The sequence below is a fragment of the Clostridium frigidicarnis genome (assembly GCF_900111985.1).
Taxonomy (GTDB): domain Bacteria; phylum Bacillota; class Clostridia; order Clostridiales; family Clostridiaceae; genus Clostridium_Z; species Clostridium_Z frigidicarnis.
Window position 1 is genome coordinate 15,000 of record NZ_FOKI01000005.1, and the last position, 22,303, is coordinate 37,302.

Annotated in this window: 22 protein-coding genes and 1 riboswitch; of the genes, 7 read left to right on the forward strand and 15 right to left on the reverse strand. The window is 27.0% G+C overall.

All coding sequences use genetic code 11. The features are described 5' to 3' along the window. Positions 1-66: 66 nt before the first annotated feature. The 8 genes from modB to BM119_RS03870 form a co-directional block, all read right to left on the reverse strand. A complete protein-coding gene (gene modB / locus BM119_RS03835; protein WP_090039062.1) occupies positions 67-726 on the reverse strand; it encodes a molybdate ABC transporter permease subunit in 660 nt (219 codons plus the stop codon). Between the two features lie 14 nt (positions 727-740). Continuing rightward, on the reverse strand, positions 741-1,514 hold the full coding sequence (modA, locus tag BM119_RS03840) for a molybdate ABC transporter substrate-binding protein (protein WP_090039064.1): 774 nt from the start codon (positions 1,512-1,514) through the stop codon (positions 741-743). Positions 1,515-1,702: 188 nt separating this feature from the next. After that, positions 1,703-2,275: a xanthine phosphoribosyltransferase gene (locus BM119_RS03845; RefSeq protein ID WP_090039066.1), complete on the reverse strand. Its 573-nt coding sequence runs from the start codon at positions 2,273-2,275 to the stop codon at positions 1,703-1,705. Between the two features lie 27 nt (positions 2,276-2,302). After that, positions 2,303-3,610 carry a nucleobase:cation symporter-2 family protein gene (locus tag BM119_RS03850; RefSeq protein WP_090039068.1) on the reverse strand — a complete coding sequence of 436 codons (1,308 nt, stop codon included), beginning with the start codon at positions 3,608-3,610 and terminating at the stop codon, positions 2,303-2,305. A gap of 263 nt (positions 3,611-3,873) precedes the next feature. Continuing rightward, positions 3,874-3,975, reverse strand: a riboswitch (purine riboswitch). A gap of 173 nt (positions 3,976-4,148) precedes the next feature. Continuing rightward, positions 4,149-5,657, reverse strand: a complete 1,509-nt coding sequence (locus tag BM119_RS03855) for a DUF1846 domain-containing protein (RefSeq protein WP_090039070.1) — start codon at positions 5,655-5,657, stop codon at positions 4,149-4,151. Positions 5,658-5,936: 279 nt separating this feature from the next. Continuing rightward, positions 5,937-6,674, reverse strand: coding sequence for a tRNA pseudouridine(38-40) synthase TruA (gene truA / locus BM119_RS03860; RefSeq protein WP_090039072.1), 738 nt, complete (start codon positions 6,672-6,674; stop codon positions 5,937-5,939). Between the two features lie 153 nt (positions 6,675-6,827). Then, positions 6,828-7,430, reverse strand: coding sequence for a response regulator (locus BM119_RS03865; RefSeq protein ID WP_090039073.1), 603 nt, complete (start codon positions 7,428-7,430; stop codon positions 6,828-6,830). 56 nt (positions 7,431-7,486) lie between these two features. Further along, positions 7,487-9,343 (reverse strand): ATP-binding protein, encoded by a 1,857-nt coding sequence (locus BM119_RS03870; protein ID WP_090039075.1) that lies wholly within the window; start codon positions 9,341-9,343, stop codon positions 7,487-7,489. A 366-nt stretch (positions 9,344-9,709) separates the two neighbouring features. Between BM119_RS03870 and BM119_RS03875 the strand changes: the two genes are divergently transcribed. The 6 genes from BM119_RS03875 (at position 9,710) to BM119_RS03900 (ending at position 14,555) form a co-directional block, all read left to right on the forward strand. Beyond that, a complete protein-coding gene (locus BM119_RS03875) occupies positions 9,710-10,276 on the forward strand; it encodes a hypothetical protein (RefSeq protein WP_090039077.1) in 567 nt (188 codons plus the stop codon). Further along, the gene (locus tag BM119_RS03880; protein WP_090039079.1) at positions 10,269-10,652 is read left to right on the forward strand and encodes a hypothetical protein; all 384 of its coding nucleotides are present in this window, start codon (positions 10,269-10,271) and stop codon (positions 10,650-10,652) included. Before BM119_RS03875 ends, BM119_RS03880 begins: the two co-directional genes overlap by 8 nt. Then, positions 10,653-11,030 (forward strand): NAD-binding protein, encoded by a 378-nt coding sequence (locus BM119_RS03885; protein WP_090039080.1) that lies wholly within the window; start codon positions 10,653-10,655, stop codon positions 11,028-11,030. It abuts the gene before it with no gap. Between the two features lie 303 nt (positions 11,031-11,333). Further along, complete coding sequence (locus BM119_RS03890) at positions 11,334-11,927, forward strand: hypothetical protein (protein ID WP_090039082.1); 594 nt, start codon at positions 11,334-11,336, stop codon at positions 11,925-11,927. A gap of 20 nt (positions 11,928-11,947) precedes the next feature. Continuing rightward, a complete protein-coding gene (locus BM119_RS03895; protein ID WP_090039084.1) occupies positions 11,948-12,649 on the forward strand; it encodes a response regulator transcription factor in 702 nt (233 codons plus the stop codon). Further along, positions 12,627-14,555, forward strand: a complete 1,929-nt coding sequence (locus BM119_RS03900) for a sensor histidine kinase (protein WP_242948311.1) — start codon at positions 12,627-12,629, stop codon at positions 14,553-14,555. The genes BM119_RS03895 and BM119_RS03900 overlap by 23 nt, the downstream gene beginning before the upstream one ends. Before the next feature lie 44 nt (positions 14,556-14,599). On the opposite strand, the gene BM119_RS03905 is transcribed toward BM119_RS03900, so the two are convergent. The 6 genes from BM119_RS03905 to BM119_RS03920 form a co-directional block, all read right to left on the reverse strand. Further along, positions 14,600-16,246 (reverse strand): ABC transporter ATP-binding protein, encoded by a 1,647-nt coding sequence (locus BM119_RS03905; RefSeq protein ID WP_090039088.1) that lies wholly within the window; start codon positions 16,244-16,246, stop codon positions 14,600-14,602. Positions 16,247-16,345: 99 nt separating this feature from the next. Further along, positions 16,346-16,510, reverse strand: a complete 165-nt coding sequence (locus tag BM119_RS19750) for a hypothetical protein (RefSeq protein ID WP_177199304.1) — start codon at positions 16,508-16,510, stop codon at positions 16,346-16,348. Between the two features lie 58 nt (positions 16,511-16,568). Further along, positions 16,569-16,733 (reverse strand): hypothetical protein, encoded by a 165-nt coding sequence (locus tag BM119_RS19755; protein ID WP_177199305.1) that lies wholly within the window; start codon positions 16,731-16,733, stop codon positions 16,569-16,571. A gap of 59 nt (positions 16,734-16,792) precedes the next feature. Beyond that, a complete protein-coding gene (locus tag BM119_RS03910) occupies positions 16,793-18,100 on the reverse strand; it encodes a radical SAM/SPASM domain-containing protein (RefSeq protein ID WP_090039089.1) in 1,308 nt (435 codons plus the stop codon). 200 nt (positions 18,101-18,300) lie between these two features. Beyond that, entirely contained in the window at positions 18,301-19,002 is a 702-nt protein-coding gene (locus BM119_RS03915) for a LytR/AlgR family response regulator transcription factor (protein ID WP_090039091.1), read from the reverse strand. A 161-nt stretch (positions 19,003-19,163) separates the two neighbouring features. Beyond that, the gene (locus BM119_RS03920) at positions 19,164-20,825 is read right to left on the reverse strand and encodes a ribonuclease J (RefSeq protein ID WP_090039092.1); all 1,662 of its coding nucleotides are present in this window, start codon (positions 20,823-20,825) and stop codon (positions 19,164-19,166) included. A gap of 326 nt (positions 20,826-21,151) precedes the next feature. Here BM119_RS03920 and BM119_RS03925 point away from each other — a divergent pair, with 326 nt between their 5' ends. Then, positions 21,152-21,652 (forward strand): cupin domain-containing protein, encoded by a 501-nt coding sequence (locus tag BM119_RS03925; protein ID WP_090039094.1) that lies wholly within the window; start codon positions 21,152-21,154, stop codon positions 21,650-21,652. A 111-nt stretch (positions 21,653-21,763) separates the two neighbouring features. Here BM119_RS03925 and BM119_RS03930 read toward each other — a convergent pair whose 3' ends face one another. Beyond that, the gene (locus tag BM119_RS03930) at positions 21,764-22,123 is read right to left on the reverse strand and encodes a hypothetical protein (protein ID WP_090039095.1); all 360 of its coding nucleotides are present in this window, start codon (positions 22,121-22,123) and stop codon (positions 21,764-21,766) included. Positions 22,124-22,303: the final 180 nt, after the last annotated feature.

The window sequence follows — 22,303 nt, forward strand, 5'->3', positions numbered from 1 at the left end:
TGTTGTTGAAAGTCACAAACTTACTAACTAATAAAAGTTGAGAATTGAGGGTGGAAAGTTGAAAGTTTATATTCTTTTTTTCTTCAGCCAGCTATTTAATGAATAGACAATTATAAAACTAAAAACCACAACTATAGCCATTAATATATTTGCAGTTTTACTATCTCCGCTTTCTGCTGCAAAATATATTGCAAGTGGTATTGTCTGAGTTTTTCCTGGTATATTTCCTGCCACCATAAGTGTTGCACCAAACTCACCTATTGACCTTGCAAAAGACAACACCACTCCACTAACTATTCCTGGTAATGCCAATGGAAAAGCTACCTTCCAAAATATAGTTTTTTCATTAGCTCCAAGAGTTCTAGCTGCATTTTCATATGTGTTATCTACACTTAAAAAAGCAGTCTTAGCACTTTGATACATTAGTGGTAATGCAACAATAGTAGATGCTATACATGCTGCTGTTATATTAAATATAAGCTTTACACCAAAAAAGTTATAAAATAGTTTTCCTAAAAAGCCATTACTTCCTACCAAAATAAGTAAACCATATCCTGTAACAGATGGTGGCATAATCATTGGCATTATTATAAATGTTTCTAAAATATCTTTTCCTAAAAAATTATATTTTGTAAATACTCTAGCTAAGGATACCCCTATCACTAAAGTAATTATTGTTGCTATAATTGATACCTTTAGTGATATTATTATTGGCTCTAATATCATCTTTACACCTACTCTTATTGTTGTGGTTTAAATCCATATTTAACAAATATACTTTTACACTCATCACTACTTAAATATTCTAAAAATTCCTCTGCATAATCCTTATTATTACTGTTTTTTATAACTCCACAAGGATAAACTATAAGACTATGAGTTTCTTCATCAAAGGTTTGTGCTATTACACTATTTTTCAAAACCATTGCATCTGATTTATATATAATACCAGCTGCTACTTCCCCTCTATCCACATAATTTGCAACTTGTTTTACATCTTTAGCATATACAAGTTTATTACTAATTTTATCCCATAAGTTTAACTTAGTAAGTGCTTCCTTAGCATATTGTCCAGCTGGTACTGATTCTACGGTCCCTATACTCATATTTACATCATTAATAACAACATCATTAATATTTTTTATTTTATCTTTATAATTATTAGAAGCTACTAACACTAATTCATTTTCCAATAAATCCTTTCTACTATTTTCTTCAATAAGTTTTTTATCTTCTAGTTCATCCATTTGCTTTTTACCTGCAGATATAAACACATCTACTGGAGCACCCTCCTCTATTTGTTTTTGAAGAGTTCCAGATCCACCAAAATTAAATGCTATATTTACATTGTATTTTTTTTCAAACTCAGGTTTTATTTCTTCTAAGCCTTCCTTAAGACTTGCCGCTGCTGATATTGTTATACTCTTTTTTTCTTCATTAACATAATTTTTCTCACATGCCGCTAATGAAAAAATAAGTATACTTACGCCTAGTAAAATCATTAGTTTTTTCATTTTATATTCTATCCTTTCGTTACTATATTTTTTCACACGAAAACAATTATATCATAGAAATTTAACTTTTATAAATATATATAATCTTATACAATCCTTAAACCAAAAAGGCTTAGAAAACCCTAACATTTAAAAATTTGGATTTTTCTAAGCCTCTTTATATATTTATTTAAAACTTTAGATGTGCCTTACTCAAGGAATTCAATTAAATTCTCTCCTAATTTTCCAACCCTTGCTAAAGAATATACATCATATCCCTTATCATCTAGTATGTTACGTCCTGGTTGGAATGATTTTTCTATAACAATTCCTATACCTGCAACCTTTGCACCTGCTTCTTCAACAAGACGAGCTGCTCCTAAAGCCGCTTCACCATTAGCTAAAAAGTCATCTATAATCAATATATTATCTTTTTCTGTTATATATTTTTTAGATAAAGTTAACTCGTAATCCATAGATTTAGTAAATGAATGTACAGTTGTTTGATATACATCACCCTTTAAAATTTTTGATCCTTGCTTTTTTAAAGTTACCATGGGTAAGTTCATTTGCATAGCAGTCATAACTGTTGGAGCAATTCCAGAACTTTCAATTGTAAATATCTTAGTAACTCCATGATTTTTAAAATAGTTTTTAAAATAAGTTCCCATTTCATACATTAATTCTGGGTCAACTTGATGATTCAAAAATGAATCAACCTTTAATACTGTTTCACTTAATGCATGACCATCTTTTAAAATACGTTTCTTTAATTCTTCCATTTATTTCACCTCGTAAATTTTCCCTTGTTAATCTTCTTTTAGTAATAAATTTAGTACTAATGCTACTATTGTTCCTGTTGATATTCCTGATGAAAAAATCATCTTTAATCCTTCTGGCAATTGAGCAATAAACTCTGGTCTAAATGTAACCCCTAACCCTAATCCTATTGATGTTGCTATAATTAGTAAGTTACGATTATTTAATTTAACACGGCTTAATGTTTGAATTCCTGCTGCTGCAACTGTTCCAAACATAACAATTCCTACTCCTCCTAAAACTGGCTGAGGCATTAAATTAATCAATGCTGCAAATTTAGGGAATAATCCTAAAATAACTAATATTATTCCTGCCATCATAGCTACATACCTACTAGCTACTTTAGTTAAAGGTATTAACCCAACATTTTGGCAAAATGCTGTATTAGGAAATGCTCCTAAAAAACCTGCAATCATGCTTCCTACTCCGTCAGATAAAACTCCTCCACCAACACATTTTTCATCTGTATTAACTCCTGATACCTCTCCAACAGCTTTTAAACAGCCTACAGTACCTATTGTTGCAACAAAATATGCTGGTATAAAAGGTAAAAGCACTTTTAAGTTAAATGTAATTCCATATTGAAAAATCCTAGGAAGTGAAACCCAGCTTGCTTCACCTATAGCTGAAAAATCAATCATACCTAGTGGTATACATATAATATATCCAAGAATCATTCCTATTAAAACCGATGCACTACTTAATAATCCTTTTCCATAATGATTTAGCATCAATGTAACTATTAATATAAACAAAGCTATAGCTATGTTTTTTAAACTTCCATAATCAGCAGCCCCTACTCCTCCAGCCGCCCAATCAATGGATACTGGTAATAATGTCAATCCTATTAAGCATACTACTGTTCCTGTAACTATAGGTGGAAACAACTTCATCAAAGGCTTTATAAAAAAACTTAATATAATTTCCACAAAAGCGCCTAAGATTGTTGCTCCAAATATACCTGCTAGTCCAAATTGAGCTCCAACAGATATAGAGGGTGCTACAAATGTAAAATCCGTTCCCATAATACAAGCAACACGAGATCCAACAGGTCCTATCCCTCTTGACTGAATAAACGTTGCTATTCCAGCAGTTAAAATTGATGCACTTATAAGTGCAGTTGATGTTGTCATATCCAATCCTAAAGCACCAGATATAACAATAGGTACTACAATAATTCCACCAAAAGCAGCAAAAATATGTTGAATTCCTAATAAAATTTGTGTTAATATTTTAGGTTTATCATTCACCCCATAAAGTAATTTAATTTCTGTATCATTGTTTTTAACTGTCTCCATAATTCCTCTCCTCTATGCTATCTTTAAAATTTTATCTTATGACTAGTTTCCGTAATACTCCTTACATTATTCTAAAAATATGGAGATGACATTAACTACATCCTTGGATAAGTTCTCCTAAAAATCACTTAATTTAACCATACATAGAGCATCGCAAGACATATACAGTTTCTTATGTTTTATTCTTAAATTTAAGAATAAAAAAACACCTCAATTATAAAATTGAGGTGTTGAGTTCCATATAGATATAAACTGTACCTATAATTAAAAACACAATACCTCGTAGTCTGTTAATTTATGGTTAACAGGTAGAAACTTTCGGACCATATCTCCGATGATATACGAGCTTTTTGTATGATATATTGGAATTATAACATACTTTTATTATTTTTCAAAAAATTTTTTACATGTCAATTACAAATCACATGATTTTCCTGATTTTTTACTTTTACAAAGAATACTATAAATACAATTTTATTTATATAATAAAATTAAGGAGCATAGATAAATCCATACTCCTTTAACATATTTAAACTTATTAGTTATAATATAAGTTTTCTGATGGGTATTCCGCATCACATGTTATATCTATTCCTAATTTTCTAAATGTCTGCTCATCATTTCCAAGTATAATTGTTGTTGAGTGTGCTTGACATCCTTTTAGCATTTGTAATTTTTCTAATGCAACCTGTGCTGTTGGGTTTGTAGCTGCACATATACTAAGAGCTATTAACACCTCTTCACAACTTAAAGCCGTGTTTTTGCTGCTTAGTGTTTTAGATTTTAAATTTATAATAGGCTCAAGAATAACTGGTGAAATAAGATGTATTTCATCATCTATATTTGCAAAATGCTTAACAGCATTTAATATTACTGCTGCTGTTGCATCCATTACAGCTGAACTCTTTCCAAGCATTATAGTTCCATCTTCAAGTTCTAATGCTACAGACGGACATATTTCATTCTTTGCTTCAGCTTTTTGTTTTAACTGAGCTGAATATTCTCTAGCTGGAACAACAACTTTTCTATCTTCTTGTTTTAAGTTAAGTTCTTCCATTATAAGTTTTGACCTTTGGAATGTTTCCTTGTCTACATATCCTTTTTTATATTCACAACCTGTTTTAAAGTATCTTCTTATTATTTCTTGTCTAGAAGCCTCTTTTACAACCTCATCATCAACAATTCCAAATCCAACTCTATTAACACCCATATCAGTTGGTGATTTATATACTGCTTCTTCACCTGTTATTTTTTCTATAATTCTCTTAAGTACAGGGAATGTCTCAATATCACGGTTGTAGTTTACTGATACTTTATTGTATGCATCCATATGGAATGAATCTATCATATTAACATCTTTAAGGTCTACTGTAGCTGCTTCATAAGCAATATTTAAAGGATGCTTTAATGGTACATTCCATACTGGGAAAGTTTCAAATTTAGAATATCCAGCAACTTTTCCTTGTTTATTTTCATGATAAAGTTGGCTAAGACATGTAGCAAGCTTTCCACTTCCTGGTCCTGGTGCTGTAACAACAACAATTGGTTTAGTTGTTTCTATGTAAGGATTTTTTCCATATCCTTCATCACTTACAATTGTGTCTACATCTGTAGGATATCCTTTTGTAGCCTCGTGCTTATAAACCTTTATTCCCCTACGCTCAAGTTTGTTTATAAATACAGTTGTTGCTGGTTGTCCGCTGTATCTTGTTATTACAACACTGTTTACTTCCAAATCATAGCATCTTAGATCATCTATTAATCTTAAAACATCTACGTCATAAGTAATACCAAAGTCTCCTCTTATTTTATTTCTTTCAATATCTCCTGCATATACACAAATAATTATCTCAACTTTTTCTCTTAATTTGTGTAGTAATTTTATTTTTGCATTTTCATCAAATCCAGGTAAAACTCTTTTTGCATGTAAATCAAATAAAAGTTTACCCCCAAATTCTAAATATAATTTATCGTAATTGTTAACTCTTTCCAAAATATACTTTGATTGTTCCTCAAGATATTTTTCATGATCAAATCCTATTTTCATATGCGCCATACCTCTTTCTATAATAAAACATACCTTATATTATTACATATTTTTTTCTTTTAGTAAAATATTTTTTAGTTAATTTTTTTTAACATAACTATATTTATAATAAATTTTCAATTAAAACTTAACCATTTTAATTGTTTACGGATATTTTTATTAATATTCATTTTCAAATCCTAATATCCATTAAATCACATAGCAAAAACTATGAAATTTTAACTTTCACTATAATTTCATAGCCTTCTTAAAAAAATCTATCTATTTCTATAAGACATATTAATAATTAACTTCCTTTAAGCATAATCCTTTAGCTCTGGCTATTTGGCACTTTTCATATCTTACTTTCTCATTTAAAATATTTTCAACATCTGATACCTTAATGTTTTCCTTACCAACCTCTATAAGAGTTCCTACAATCATTCTAACTGTATTCCATAAGAATTCATCTCCATTGATTTCTATCTCAACAGTACCCTTATTTTCCTTTATATTAATATAATTAATTGTCCTTAACGTTGATTTATTCTTAGGCTTAAGATTTGTAAAACTTTCAAGATCCTTAGTACCTATTAAACATTTTGAACTAGCTATCATATTTTCTATATTAAGATTTTCTTCAATATGATAAACGTATTTTCTATTAAATACACTTCTGAATTTATTAGTATTTATTCTATAAACATAAGTATTAGATTTAAAATTATATCTTGAATGGAATCTTTGTCCTACCTCTTCTAGAGATTTTACCACTATATCATCTGGTAAAAATTCATATAAATAATCCATCATACTTTCTGTGCTTAATCCACATTGTGTATGAAAGTTAGCTATATAATTTTCAGCATGTACTCCTATATCAGTTCTTCCACAGCCTATTAATTGAATCTCTTCTCCTGTCATTTTTCCCAATACACTTTCTATTTTTCCTTGTATTGTAACAGTCTCTTTAGACTGTTTTTGCCATCCTTTATATCTACTTCCATCATATTCTATAGTCATTTTTATATTTCTCATATAGTATCACCTTTAGCTCCTTATATTTATCATTTAGTTTTTCTATAACTTTAATTATATCCTCAATGAAGATATAAATCCATCATCTTTATTAATCCATTATAAATTGTCTTAGGCGCATGAAATGTGCCTAAGTTTAAAAATCTAGAAACATTAATCAAAGAGTTTAGAAATAATATTAAATCTTTTAGCCTCAATATTATTTCCGATGCCTTCATTAGCCTTACCAATCAAATAATATATATGTTTTACATATGGATTAATAGCTAAAGCATTTTTAAGATTCTCAATAGCTTCATTATATTCTTGCTCACTTATTAACTTCTCTGCCTTTGTTATATATACTTGGATATTATTTTCATTTTCACACAAAATATTTTTCGCCTCATTATTTTCCATCTCTATTTCATCTAATATTGAATTTACTCTCTCATGTGAAAATGGTTTTTGAAGATATAATTTTGCTCCTAATTTTGTACATTCAACTGCATTTTTAACTGTAGCAAAGGCTGTCATAACAACAACTTTACATTCTACACCATAATCAGAAAAATTTCTTAAAACTTCTGTACCACTCATCCCAGGCATTCTTACATCTAAAAAAATCAAATCAATATTATTTTTTTCTTTTTGTAAAATTTCAAGAGCTACTTTACCATTTTCTGCTGTCATTACATCATAACCTCTTAGTTCTAAACATGTTGTAAGCAATAATCTTATATTCTTTGTATCATCAACAATTAAAACCTTCCCCATAAAAATGCTCCTTTTGTGATTAAATTCTTTTTAAAAATTCTTTTTAAAATTTCTTTTTATCTAAAGCCACTTATTTCATTCTCCACAATAGGTATGGTAAATGTAAACTTGCTTCCTTTATCTAGAATACTTTCGCACCATATTTGTCCATCATGGGCTTCTACTATTTCCTTTGCTATAGATAGTCCAAGGCCTGTACTTTCTGGTAATATATCAAATTCCTCTACCCTAAAAAATTTTTCAAATACTCTATCTAAACAATTTTCTGGAATACCTCTTCCTGTATCTTCAACATATATTTTTATATTATTTTTTTCTATACCTGATCCAATTATTATCCTTCCATTTTCATCTGTATATCTTATTGCATTAGATAATAAATTATTTAATACCCATAGCATCTTTTCTTTATCAATTATTGCCCTGGGAATATTATTAAGATTAAGTTCTAAAATAATATTTTTATTTCTAGCAACAGTAATATTATTTTCTATACACTCCTCTATCAAACTATTTAAGTTATATTTTCTTCTACTGAATACAGCTTTATCTGATTGTATTTTAGAAATTTTCAACAAGTTGGATACTAATTCACTAAGTCTTTGAACATCTTCTTTTATTGTGCTAATAACACCATTTTGCTTTTCATTTAATGTTCCTAAATTTTCATCTAACATTAATCCAACTCCCATCATTACTGATGTTAATGGTGTTTTTAATTCATGAGATATCGTCCCTATAAACTCTGTTTTAATTTTTTCTACTTGCTTAAGCTCTGTTACATTTCTAAAAAGCATAATTACTCCATTGCCTTTTTGATCTTTATCTTTTATTGATGTTACTATTACATTAAAAAAGTATGTTTTATCACCTATAACTACTTCTATAAATTTTCCGTTATCTATTAAATCCCTATTTATAATCTTAAAAGCATGATCATACAATTCACCATTATTTATAGCTTGAAGAAAATGCTTATTAATAATATTTTCTTCATTCAATCCTAAAAATGTTTCACAAGAATTGTTTACAAATTTTATTTTAAAACTTCCATCTAAAACCATAAGAGGATCTGAAATACTTTTAATAATTGTCATAAATTTATTTTTTTCTGCTAGTAATGATCCCTTGGAACTTTTTTCAAACTCATATAATCTATTAGTCATATTATTAAATTCTTTAGCAACTATTCCAATTTCATCATTATAAATAATAGGTGCTTGTTTATTTATTTCCCCCTCTTTAACAGACTTTATAGTATTAGTTAATAGATGAATTGGTCCTAAATATTTGTTTGTACATATTATTGCTATTATAAGTCCTAAGAGAGCGGCAATTAAAGATACTGTGCAAATTAATTTAGTTGAATTCTCTGCATTTAACTTTGTACTAATTTTTTTATCAAACATAGCCTTTTCATTTAATTTTGATGCATTATTTAAATTACTTTTTATATTTTCTATACTATCTGATATAACATCCTCATAAAAACGCTTTACTTCATCCTCAGTATGATTAGACGTATACTCCTGAAGTTGTGAAAATAATTTTATAAAGTTGACATATTCTTCATTAATTTTGTCAACTCCATCTCTTTCCCCATCTTCTGTAATATTATTTTTTTCAATATGAAACCACTGATAAAATTCATCATTACTTTTATAAAAAAGTTCTAGCCCATGTTCTTTTTCCCCTTGAATATATTTAAAAATAGCTCTATTTTCACTTTCAAGACAGTTAATCATATTTTTACAGGCATCAATACTTTTATAATTATCTGTTATTAAACCATCTATTGATTTTCCTAAGTTATATACATTTAAAGCAGATATTAATCCTACCATTGCTATTATTATTACAAGTCCAATATAAATCAATGTTATTTTTTTTCTTAAAGACTTTATTTTTCCCACTTTAACTATATCCCCCTCTTATAGAACAAATCTTTCTTTAGGTATTGTTCTCTCCACCATCTGAATATTAGAATGGTTAATCTAGGATTGTATTACCACCTTTTACATGTGGTAGCCATCAGATAAACTAAATTTCTCCCTTCACTAACTAATATATAACAAAAATATATTTTAACGAATTACTTATGTATATATTAAACTCAAGCATATTGGAAATACAGAGAGTAATATGAATATTTTCCCATAAAAATACTGTTTAATACTATCAAAAGAATTCTTTTGTTTAATGTTATAAATTTGATTGAATTTATTTATCCTTCTAGAATAGTAATTAGGAATTTATTCTTTAATAAAGGAGATTGTTTTATGTTATTAGATATAGTTTCAGACACTAACAATAAAGTTCTAGTAAATCATAGTAAATCTTACTCTTTACTAGATCCACTTAATAAAATATATGATATATTTTTATTTACTAAAAATCAGATTAGCTTTGATAATTCAAAACAGATAGAAAAAGCCTCTGAAACTTTAGTTTATAGATATGGCAATAACCTAAGTAAGAATATTTTATTATATTCTCTTTTAAAACTAAACAAACTCGAATGCACTCTTGTATGTTCCTTTATAAAGGATACTAATAACTTGCTTAAAGAATTTAAATTTAAGGTTATTCCCTGGATTTATGTTAAAGTAAGTACCAATAATAAAACTTTATATCTAGATTGTAGTTTTGATAAATATTTTCTACACAGAACTAATTTATGTTATATAGGAGATACTTTAAACTATTTGCCTAATGATTATTTTATAAACGATAAATGTGCATTTGAAATTCTTTACACTCTATATGATTTAGAAGATTTAAACATCTTAAATTATTTTTATAAGAACAATTTCAACATTTATAACAAGGAGTATTGCTATGTATAATGCAATTATAGGTACTGGTATTTTTACTAAATTACTAATTGAAAATTTTATTGAATCCAATAAAAATATTATTTTAATTTCAAATAAAGATGATTTGGAAAAATTCAAAAATGACACTTCTATTATAAAGAAATCTTTGGATATAAAAAACTCTAAACTAATACGATATGAAATCTTAAGCAAAAATTATTCTAAAACGATTATTTATACTGACAATGATATGCTTACTTTAATGTTAGCCGAATCTTTAAAAGATATAGATAATATTTATGCCATCTTTAATTCTAAATCTATAAATAAATTAGTTACAAGCAACTGTAATTGCTTGTTTATAGATGAAATATTTAAAAAATACTTTAATGAGGAGATTTTATAAATGTTTGCTATTGTTATTGGTAATGGTGATCTAAAACAATCTTTGTCATCATCTTTAGATGAACTGGGCTTGGGTTTTAATTATGTAAACTGTGATAAAGATATGCTAGAAATTGATTTAAAGAAAATTGGATTATATAGAGCTGATTTATTAATATGTTTAACAGATGAAGATGATTTTAATTTCTACTTCTGTAAAAAGGCTAAAGTTGATTATAATGTGCCTCTAACCTTGGCTTTAGCAAATTGTTCAGACAATATTGAAACAATGAAACTTCAAGGTATAGATTTTGTTATATGTCCAAACTTATTTATATTAAATTCTTTAAAAAGAATTTTATCCTTAAATAAAACTTCCTATGAGAGGTTAAGTTCCTAAATTAAGAAGAGCTAGGTTTTATGTAAATCATAAATCTAGCTCTTCTTAATTTAGGCACATTCAAAAAAATAACAAGTCAGTATTCTAGTATATTTGACTTGTTATTTTCTTTCACGTACCTTATATTAATTAATTTAAAATTATATTCTTCTATAAATAACTCTATTTTTCAGTTTTTCTTAACATGATGCATTTTGTCATAAAGTCTTCATTTTTATTTTATAGTTTTCTTCACTTTTATTTATTAAAATAGTATATATATAGTAAACTTTAAGTTAATTATGTATATTAGGAGGCAGAAATATGAAATTGAAAACTTTAAACCAAAGGCATTTTAAAAAAATAATAATAGTAATTATTTCTATTGTACTTTTATTAACTACATTGTATGTAATAAAAAAATTTTCTTCTGAACACAAAGCTCCTAGTAAACTTGGACAAAAAATATATACCTCAATGAATGTTAGAGAAAATAGAATTAAAGTTTATAATACTGCTGTTAACCTTAACAATGGGGATTCTTCTAATACATGTGTGTATTTTATATCTGAAGTTTTGCGTACAAATGGTGAAAAAATTAATCATGAAATTTGTAATACATCACAAATATTAGATATAATGAAAAAGAATGGTTGGAAAAAAGAAACTGATTATAAAAAACTCAAACCTGGAGATATCTGTTTTACTACAGACGAAAAATTAAATAAAAGGGGTATTCCCACTCATACCTATGTATTTATGGGTTGGAAAGATGAAAATAAATATGATTATGCCTATGTATGTGATAATCAATCAAAAGATTATGATAATATGATTTATCATTTAAGAAATATAACAAAAAATATAGAGGTTAAAGGCAATGCTAAAGAACCTTTTAGTTTTTTCATGTATAAGTAAATTTTTAAGGAGTATTTTTTATGAGTAAGTATAATATTTTAGTTGTTGATGATGAAAAAGAAATACGGGATGCTATTGAGGTTTATCTAAAAAGTATAGATAATCTTGAGATTATTATGGCTTGTGATGGACTTGAGGCTTTGTCCCTTATAGAGACTAATGATATACATGTTATTATTTTAGATGTAATGATGCCTAATCTTGATGGAATAAGAACCTGTATGAAAATTAGAGAACAAAGAAATATACCTATAATTATGTTATCTGCTAAAAGTGAAGATACGGATAAAATTCTAGGATTAAACATAGGAGCAGATGATTATGTATCTAAACCATTTAATCCATTGGAACTAGTAGCAAGAGTTAAGTCTCAACTTAGACGTTATATAAAACTTGGTGATTTAGAGTCACAAAGTTCTAATGATCTTGTTGTGGTTAATGGCTTAGTAATTGATAAAATTAGTCATATTATAACTTTAGATGGGTGTGAGGTTAAATTCACTCCTCTTGAATATGATATCTTATTGCTTTTAGCTGAAAATCGTGGTAGAGTGTTTTCTTCTCGTGAAATATATGAAAGAGTATGGAATGAACCTGCTTATAATGCTGAAAACATTATTTCTGTACACATAAGAAGAATAAGAAAAAAAACAGAAATAAATACTAAAGACCCAAAATATGTTAAGGTGGTGTGGGGAGTTGGATACAAAATCGAAAAGTGATGAGAAAAAACTATTTAAATTTTCAAAAATACTGTCTCCCTTTATTTTAATTTTCCCACTTATTTTATTACTTTTACTTTATGGCTTTATAAGTAGTCTTCATCGTACATATAACACCATACAAAACACTACCTCTTCATTAGATGACATGACCCGTCAGCTTTCTAGTATAGAGGACGGTAATGACAATTTATCTATATCATATGATTTGTGGATAAAAGAATTTGCTACTAATACCAATATAGATATATATAAAAACTTTAATGACTTAAGTCTTTTATCTCAAAAATCCCAATCTGAATTAAATGATTTAAGCAAAAAATTTAGTTCTAATAATGAAGATTTCTTATACAATAACTTAGTAAAATATATAATAATAGATAAAAGTTCTAAAACTTTCATAACCAATGATTTTGAAAATATAAGCAGTATATCACAAAATATAAATTCTTATAGTATAGAGAATGGTAACCTATTTAATTATATTCATTCAATGGCTCAATGGTATTATATAACCTATGATTCCAGAACATCTCCTACTGCTAAATATTCAACATATTCAATTATGAATGCTAACAATTATGTTGAAGCCTATTGGCTTCCTAAAGAATATAAATTAACTGACGAATCAAAACCTATACTATCTAAGCTTCTTGATGATACATCTAATAATATTAAAAAATCCATATCAGTCAACGAAAGCTTTCTTAATTCTAAAAAAGACTCTTTAAGGTTTCTAATAATTGTAGCAGTTATCTTAGGTCTTTTATTTATAGCTAATATATTTATTATTTATAAAATTGGTATTAGAAATTTAATAAATAATTTGAAAAGCTCTTATATTTTCAGATCATTTAAAGCTATAAAACTTTCCTTTCAAAAAAGAAGTACATTATTCAAACTTACACTTTTTATTATATCAATGTGTGCAAATTTTAGTATTATACTAATTTTATATATTGGTTATGGTTATCGTTATATTCCCTCTCCTTTAGCCCTCCTCTCTTTAATAGTTATACTGTTTAATTTTATATCTGTAATACCTGATTTCATTAAATTTTGTAAGTATCTAGATTTAATAATTAAGGGTGCTGATAAAATAACTAGCGGTAACTTAGATTACATGATAGAGGAAAAAGGGGATAAAAAATTGCTATCTCTAGCTGAAAATATAAATAAAATTAATAAAGGTTTTAAAGTATCCATTGAAGAACAAATAAAAAATGAAAAAATGAAAAGTGAATTAGTTGCTAATGTTTCCCATGATTTAAAAACTCCTTTAACATCTATAATAAACTATACTGATATATTATTAAGAGATGATATTACTGAAGAGAAACAAACTGAATATCTTAACATTTTAAACAAAAAGAGTTTAAAACTAAAGACTCTAATAGAGGATCTATTTGAAGTTTCAAAAATAAATAGTGGTAAAGTGGATTTAAACAAAACTAATGTGGATATAGTTGAGCTTTTAAATCAATCTATAGCTGAATATTCTGACACTGAAATTTATAGTAGTAAAAACCTTACATTTTTATTAAAATCCTTTGAGCCTATAATAGAAATGAATTTAGATGGAAATCGAATGTCCCGTGTATTTGAAAATTTAATAAACAATACCTTAAAATATTCTTTAAAGGATAGCCGTGTTTTTGTAGAAATTGAACCTTCTAAAAATGGAATTAAAATTTTCTTCAAAAACACATCTTCTATTCATCTAGATTTTGATAAAGAGGAGATTTTTGAAAGATTTTCTCGTGGGGATAAATCTAGAAATTCAAATATAGAAGGTAATGGGTTAGGTCTTGCTATAGCAAAAAGTATAGTTGAACTTCATGGTGGCATTATGTACATTGATTTTGATGGAGATTTATTTAAAGCTATAATAGAATTACATTATTAAAAAAGTTTAAGCTATCGCTAAATTTAGTGATAGCTTAAACTTTTTCAACTGCAGATTTCATTTAAACACTTATTAAAATCCCAAACATGGTCTGCTTCATTTTTAATGCAATCATCATGGGTGATAACAATTATTATTTTCTTTTCCTTTATACTCTTCAAATAATTTATTAAATTGATTTTTGTATCATGATCTAATGCTGATGTTGGCTCATCTAAAATTAATATATCTGGATCTTTAAGTAATGTTCTTAAAATTGATAATTTTTGTTTTTCCCCCCCTGATAAATTACTACAATCTTCATTAACAATTGTATTCATTTTTAAAGGTAATGACTCTATATATTTACCTAAATTTAAAACTTCCATTAGTATTTTTATTTCTTCATCCTTATTTGTATCTACTCCTAAGATGATATTATTATAAATAGTATCATTTATCAAAATAGGTTCTTGCTCACTAACCCCATATAAATTTTTCCTAACACTGACCATATCTAATTTGTCAATATCTAAATTGTTATATAGTATTCTCCCTTTATATTCATTAACAAATAGTCCCATTATAATATTAACTAAAGTAGACTTTCCAATTCCATTTTTGCCCATCATACAATATATATTGTTTTTACAAAACTTTAAATTTACATTTTCAAATATGTTCTTACTACCATAATTAAATGTCAAATTTTCTACATTGATATTTCCTATAGTTTCAATCACTTCTGTCCCATTACTTTGCTGTGGAATTTTTAATATATCCAGCATTCTATCATAAGCAATTAAATTATCTTGATATGATTTTCCCAAATTGAAAAAATATCTAACTGAATTTAACGCAATAGAAAAATAATTAATAATTATAGTGAATACACCTATAGTTATTCTTCCATAAAAAACCTCTATACCACCCATAAAAAACAAACTAATTTGTGCTAAAGCCATTATTATACTATCAAAACTTGAAAAAAAGTAGGATATTCTTTGATAGCCCATTACAGACTTAAAAAATTTCACAAAGCTATTATCTAATTTTTCTCCTAACCTATCTTCCAAGGAATTTATTTTTAAAAATCTAACTTGGAATAATTGCTCATTTAGTTTAGAAAAAAATTCTCCTTGATTTTCCTTAAAGTTCATTCCTTTTTTATATAAAGTTTTCTTAAAAGCTTTATATGATATAAAATAAATACAAATTAGCACAATTATACTAATGAATAGTTTTATATTTATTTCAAAAATCAATACACTAACTCCTATTACCGTAATTAGGTTATACAGTATATCAACGATAGATGTAAGAACAAATGATATTAAACTGTTAGCATCCATATTAACTCTTTGGTTCAGATATACAGCATTCACATTGTTAAAATATGATAAAGGCAACTTTTTTATATGATTCAACATATATGCATTTAATTCGTAAGACATTAAGGTTTTTAATTTAGCTCCTATTATGTTGGATATGTAACTAAAAATAACTCTTCCTAAACTTATACATGCAAATAGTATGCAAAACATATATATTTTTTGTAAGCTTCCTCCCGTTATTAGATTATCAATAAATTTTCCTGATATATATGGTGTGGCTATTGATAAAATGCTTAATAAGCATCCTAAAAAAACATATATTAATGTTTGGGTCTTGTACTGTAATATGTATTTTTTACAGAATTTAAATACTTTCATTATACCCCACCTTCAACTTTAGAAATAATTTAATCTCTTAATATAATAAGAGAGATATAGCCCTTTTAAAAAGGCTACATCTCCTAATTTTCTAGCTATTTATATTTCCCATGGTGGAACTGCACGTCCCCCACGTGGACAGCATCCTAGTCTTGGGCACTCTGTTGCCCCACCTCCACAATTATCTGTTGGGCATGTATGCTCTAATGTAATAACCATGCCAAAATTATCCTTATTATCATTTTCTTTTATTAAATACTCCATATTCTACCTCCTTATATTTTTTTGTTTTATATGTCTTATTAAAGTGTTTTTTAATGAATTATAATCCATCTGTTATTGGAATTGAACGTCCTCCACGTGGACAACATCCTAATCTAGGACAATCTGTTCCTCCTCCTCCTCCATCAGTTGCACTTGAGCTACTAAATGCAATCACCATTCCAAAGTTATCATTATTGTCTTTTTCTTTTACCAAATACTCCATTTACGTACCTCCCATTTAAAAATATTTATAATCAATACTAAATGTAATGATTAACCAATTTATTTTGTATTCTTTAATTCTTTAACAACATTATTTAAATATGACTCTAGCTTAAATTTAGTATCAGAACATCTATCTTCAATATTATCTCTAACCTTCATAGGACACCCACCCATGCATATAGGCAGATGTTTACATTCCTTACATTTCTCATCCTCTGTAGGATCATATATCATAAAGTCTATTATCTTTCTATCTGCCTTAATATCTTCTTTATTATTTACATTACCTACTTTTTTCGAAATATCTCCAAGATCAGACCAACATCTATATAAATCTCCATTTGCATCTATAACATGAGAACTAAATGTATCAGCTGCACAGACTGTTCCTATTCTTTGAGGATATCTCTTTGTGCTTGCTTTGGTAAATCCTCTTGAAATAAGATATGATTCAAACTCATAATCCAAGTCACAATATTCTGAAAATCTAAGACATTTATTATCTGAATAACAATCATTTGTGTTGATAACATGCCCCAAATATGGCTTGACTTTTGATTGCAATTGATTTTCAACCAAGATATTAATTACATCATTAATTTTTTTTGAATTATTACTATCAACATTTATTCTTATAGCTGTTTCAGGTAAAATTTCTTTATTACTTATTATATTATTGATTATTCTACTGTAGGTTGGTTGTCCACCTTTTAAGAACCTTCTACTATTGTGGGTCTTCTCATCTCCATCTAATGTTATTTGTAATAGTGATATTTTAAATTCATTAATTTTTTCTATATTTTCTCTAGTCAAATTATATCCATTAGTCACCATTGAGGCATAATATGATATATTGTTTTCTCTACATATAGATATAAATTCTTTACTTAAATTTTCAATAATGTCCATTGCTAGCAATGGCTCTCCACCATACCATCCTATATTTAAATGAGAAATTTTTTTTGAATAATTTTTTACTAGTTTAATTAAATTTCCTTGGGTCTCTTTATTCATATAGGTATTTTTTATATTATCTTTTTCATAGCAATAAATACATCTAAAATTACAATCAGATGTTGGTGCTAATGTTAAAGATAATTTGTCATTTTCAAATCTATTCTTATACATATTAAATTGTATTTGTTTTTTTTCATCTATTTCATCATCAATTAGAAATCCTCCTAATTTTAACTGTTCTACTAATTCATTATTATTAATCTTAATATCATTTTCAGCAAGTCCTCTATATTTTTCATAGTCATCTTTATTTATTAAAGCCATAGAGTTACTTAAAGAATTATAGGCAATATACTTTTCCTTCTCACTCTCATAAGGTAAAAAGAAATTATACTTTGATATCTTCATTTATGTTCCTCCCTTTAAATCTTATAATAAGTTAATCACTTTAGGTTGAATCAATATACAACCACTTACATAACCAACCTTATAATTAAAATATGTTTTAGATATAATCACGATCTTTTGTTAAAATATACCATATATAAATTTAAAAAGGTACTTAATGTTTGAATAGTTAATTTTTTTGATTTAATAGTTATATATTTTTATATACCAAATGCCATCTCTATATCTCCTATTCTGTATCTACTTGCTATTAATTCCTCTGCATCATATAAAATTATGTTTTGTTTACTTATACTTTTAATGTATTTTACATTCACCAAGCATCCTCTGTGAATTTTTACAAAATTTTTATCCTTTAACTTCTCTGCAATATCCTTAAGTTTTCTTAAGTTAGATATATAACAATTGTTCATAGTTTTAATTTTAAGTTTTCTATTTGAAATTTCCAGATAAACAATATCCTCTGTTCTAACCCTAATTTTTTCATATTTTGTTTTAAAATAAAAATACTCATTTTTTTCTTGTAATTCTTCTGTAATTCTACTTATGGCCTCATCTATATCTTTATTTATATGATCTTTTCGTATAAATCTAAATGGTTTATATTTAAAAATTTCAACTATGTCTTCATTTATAGTACCTAAAAATATTAATATAACCTTACTATCCTTTTTTCTTACATGCTCAGCTAATTTAACCCCATTATTTGTAGCCATATTCACACCAACAAAAATAATATCATAAATGCATTCGGTATTATCATATGATTTCATTATTCTCTCACTTTCATAAAACACATCTAGTTCTATATTATGCCCCTTATTTTTGAAGCTATTGTAAATCACTTTAGCCATATAATATAAATCTTCTTTGTTCTCGTAACATACAGCAATATTAACCATAATAACCCTCCTTACAAATATTACAAATTAATTTTATCACAAATCCCATTTTTTGTAACCTTAATAACCTCACCTTAAAAGCTTTCTTGAAAATAATAAAACTAGACCTATTTAAGTATAAATAAGCCTAGCTTAATTAATAATGTATTTATAAATTTAATTTAAACTTCCATAATTATAGGAATAATATTAGGTCTTCTCTTAGTTTTTTCATACAAAAATTTTTCTATGGCTTTTCTCATAGATGTTTTTAATACATACCACTCAACAATTTTATTATCTAAACATTTTTCTAATTCATCTCTAGCAATATCTTTTACCTTTTTAATAAGCTCTTCTGATTCCTTTACATACACGAATCCCCTTGTTATTATATCTGGTCCAGATGCTATGCTGTATGTTTCTTTCTCTATTGTTACTACTACTGTAAGCATTCCATCTTCTGCAAGTGCTCTTCTATCTCTAAGTACTATATTTCCTACATCACCTACACCTAATCCATCTACAAACACCTTACCAGTTCTTACTTTGCCACATACATTAGCTTTGTCTTTTTCTAGTTCAAGGACTTCTCCAGTATCTAATTTGAAAATATTTTCATTATTAAGTCCTAACTTATGTGCTAAATCTCCATGTTGTTTTAAATGTCTGTACTCTCCATGGACAGGCATAAAATACTTAGGATGCACCAAAGTATGTATTAGTTTTAATTCCTCTTGATATGCATGACCTGATACATGAACATCTTCTAAATCCTTATATATAACTTCAGCACCTTTTTTGAATAGTTGATTAATAACCTTGGATACCATCTTATCGTTTCCTGGAATAGGTGATGCTGATATAATGAATAAATCATCCTTTTCTATTGAAATTTTTCTATGATTTGAGAATGCTATTCTAGCAAGAGCTGCCATAGGCTCTCCTTGACTTCCTGTTGTTATTATTGTTATCTCATTATTTGAATAATTTTTCATGTCATCTACATTTATAATACAATCCTCTGGTATATTTAAATATCCTAATCCCATAGCTACATTAGATATATTCTCCATGCTTCTTCCACTAAAAACAATTTTTCTTCCTCTACTTATAGATGCATCTGCTATTTGTTGCATTCTATGAATATTTGAGGCAAATGTTGCTACTATAATCCTTCCATCCGCTTTATCAAATATTCTATTAAAAGTTTCTCCAATAGTTCTCTCTGACATAGAGTGACCCTTTCTCTCTACATTAGTGCTATCCGCCATAAGCAAAAGAACCCCTTCTTCTCCTAATTTAGATATACGTTCTAAATCCATAACTAATCCATCGATTGGTGTATAGTCTATTTTAAAATCTCCTGTATGAAGAATAATTCCTTCTGGTGTATGTACTGCTATACAACATGAATCTGAGATACTATGTGTATTCCTTATAAATTCAACTTTTAATGTTCCTACATCTATAATTTCTCTATTTTTCACACTATTAAGATTACACTCTGAAATTATATTATGTTCTTTAAGTTTATTTTCTATAATTCCTAAAGTTAATTTTGTTCCATACACAGGTGCATTTAATTGTTTTAATACATAAGGTAATGCTCCTATATGGTCTTCATGTCCATGAGTTATAAAAAATCCTTTTACCTTATCTTTGTTATCAAGTAAGTATGATATATCCGGAATAACCAAATCTACCCCATACATTTCTTCATCTGGAAATCCTGCTCCACAATCTATAACAATTATTTCGTCTTTATATTCAATAGCAGTTATATTTTTACCTATCTCATCAATTCCTCCTAAAGGAATCACCTTTACACTACTACTATTCATCTTAAATAATACCATCCTTTCTCATTTGTAAATTTTATTATTACCTAATATTAGAAAGTTAATTATTAGTTTTTATCAAAGTGAAAAAACATCCATCATTTTCAATCTTCCATTCTTAATTTACTAAACTTACAATTAGTATTTCTCATTTATACATATTAAATTCTTATTTTAACAAACATTAATAGAATTCTATTAATATTTGTGATAATATTAATAAAAATGATCTATGGTTATCGCACCTGTTAACCGCCACCATACAAGAGGATGGATGTGTTACAGATATTATCCATCAGATAAGAAACACTAAAGAAGGGAGAGTTTATATGTACTCAGCAGATTATTTTATTAAAACCTTAGATATGATTCCACATCCTGAAGGAGGATTCTACAAATCGCCATATGCTTCTTCAGAAAAAATTTCAGATTCTGAACTTAAAGTTGATTTTGATGGTGAACGAATTCTATGGACTAGCATTTACTTTTTACTTAGAAATGGAGAAGTTTCTAACTTCCATAGGTTAAAGTCTGATGAAATGTGGTACTATCATGGAGGTTCCCCATTAACAATTTACATGATAACTCCCACTGGAGAACTTATAACTGAAGAACTTGGACTTAATATTGAAAAAGGTGAAAAACCTCAAGTATTAGTTCCTAAAAATTATATTTTTGGATCAGCTATGAATAATGAAGGTTTTTCTTTGGTTGGTTGTATGGTATCTCCTGGATTTGATTTTAAAGATTTTGAGTTATTTAAAAGAGATGATTTATTAAAAACTTATCCTAAATATGAGGATATCATTGTTAAGCTTACTATGAAATAAATTATAAGCACTAGAAAAATCTAGTGCTTATAATTTAACAACATTAAAAAATTTATTTTATTTTTAAAACAATTTCTTATTAAATGAAATAGGTTATAACAATATCTATTATTATGATTTACATATTGCTATTTTAAAATTGTCATTATTAGGATTTGCATGCACATGTATTCTTATACTTTTTCCCATTGCAAACTCATCATTATTAATCTTCAGCATTATACTATCCTTAATCATATTAAAGTAAGCATGTATGTTATAATTTTCAAGCCCTTTAGCCTTATAAGTTTTTTCATCTACTTCTATATAACCCTTAATTCCCTTAATTCCCTCATCATGATCTTTGCATTGTTTAATTAATTTGTCTATATGACTACAATTATCTATATCAAATATAAATTCATCATCTAGACTAGTTTTTTCACCTCTTTTAAAAAGATCCTTAAATACATCGTATACATAATAATCCATGATATCCCCCCACTTTTGCAAATTCTTTCTATAATTACCCGTTTATTTGAATATTGTTAGAAAATATTTATATATTTTATATAATTAGGTTTTTTTATTATACTTATACTATATCACAATTTAAATTTCAATTGTATTTTTTACAATTAAATCAAGTGATTCATTTATAATCCAATATTT

Coding starts and splice junctions, on each gene's coding strand:
- BM119_RS03890 (WP_090039082.1), top strand. CDS start 11,334: ATGAAATTGAAAACTTTAAACCAAAGGCATTTTAAAAAAATAATAATA.
- BM119_RS03880 (WP_090039079.1), top strand. CDS start 10,269: ATGTATAATGCAATTATAGGTACTGGTATTTTTACTAAATTACTAATT.
- BM119_RS03910 (WP_090039089.1), bottom strand. CDS start 18,100: ATGAAGATATCAAAGTATAATTTCTTTTTACCTTATGAGAGTGAGAAG.
- BM119_RS03875 (WP_090039077.1), top strand. CDS start 9,710: ATGTTATTAGATATAGTTTCAGACACTAACAATAAAGTTCTAGTAAAT.
- truA (WP_090039072.1), bottom strand. CDS start 6,674: ATGAGAAATATAAAAATGACTATAGAATATGATGGAAGTAGATATAAA.
- BM119_RS03895 (WP_090039084.1), top strand. CDS start 11,948: ATGAGTAAGTATAATATTTTAGTTGTTGATGATGAAAAAGAAATACGG.
- BM119_RS03915 (WP_090039091.1), bottom strand. CDS start 19,002: ATGGTTAATATTGCTGTATGTTACGAGAACAAAGAAGATTTATATTAT.
- BM119_RS03855 (WP_090039070.1), bottom strand. CDS start 5,657: ATGAAAATAGGATTTGATCATGAAAAATATCTTGAGGAACAATCAAAG.
- BM119_RS03930 (WP_090039095.1), bottom strand. CDS start 22,123: ATGGATTATTATGTATACGATGTATTTAAGGATCTTTTTAAAAGAGGT.
- BM119_RS03885 (WP_090039080.1), top strand. CDS start 10,653: ATGTTTGCTATTGTTATTGGTAATGGTGATCTAAAACAATCTTTGTCA.
- BM119_RS03920 (WP_090039092.1), bottom strand. CDS start 20,825: ATGAATAGTAGTAGTGTAAAGGTGATTCCTTTAGGAGGAATTGATGAG.
- BM119_RS03845 (WP_090039066.1), bottom strand. CDS start 2,275: ATGGAAGAATTAAAGAAACGTATTTTAAAAGATGGTCATGCATTAAGT.
- BM119_RS03850 (WP_090039068.1), bottom strand. CDS start 3,610: ATGGAGACAGTTAAAAACAATGATACAGAAATTAAATTACTTTATGGG.
- modB (WP_090039062.1), bottom strand. CDS start 726: ATGATATTAGAGCCAATAATAATATCACTAAAGGTATCAATTATAGCA.
- BM119_RS19750 (WP_177199304.1), bottom strand. CDS start 16,510: ATGGAGTATTTAATAAAAGAAAATGATAATAAGGATAATTTTGGCATG.
- BM119_RS19755 (WP_177199305.1), bottom strand. CDS start 16,733: ATGGAGTATTTGGTAAAAGAAAAAGACAATAATGATAACTTTGGAATG.
- BM119_RS03925 (WP_090039094.1), top strand. CDS start 21,152: ATGTACTCAGCAGATTATTTTATTAAAACCTTAGATATGATTCCACAT.
- BM119_RS03905 (WP_090039088.1), bottom strand. CDS start 16,246: ATGAAAGTATTTAAATTCTGTAAAAAATACATATTACAGTACAAGACC.
- modA (WP_090039064.1), bottom strand. CDS start 1,514: ATGAAAAAACTAATGATTTTACTAGGCGTAAGTATACTTATTTTTTCA.
- BM119_RS03865 (WP_090039073.1), bottom strand. CDS start 7,430: ATGGGGAAGGTTTTAATTGTTGATGATACAAAGAATATAAGATTATTG.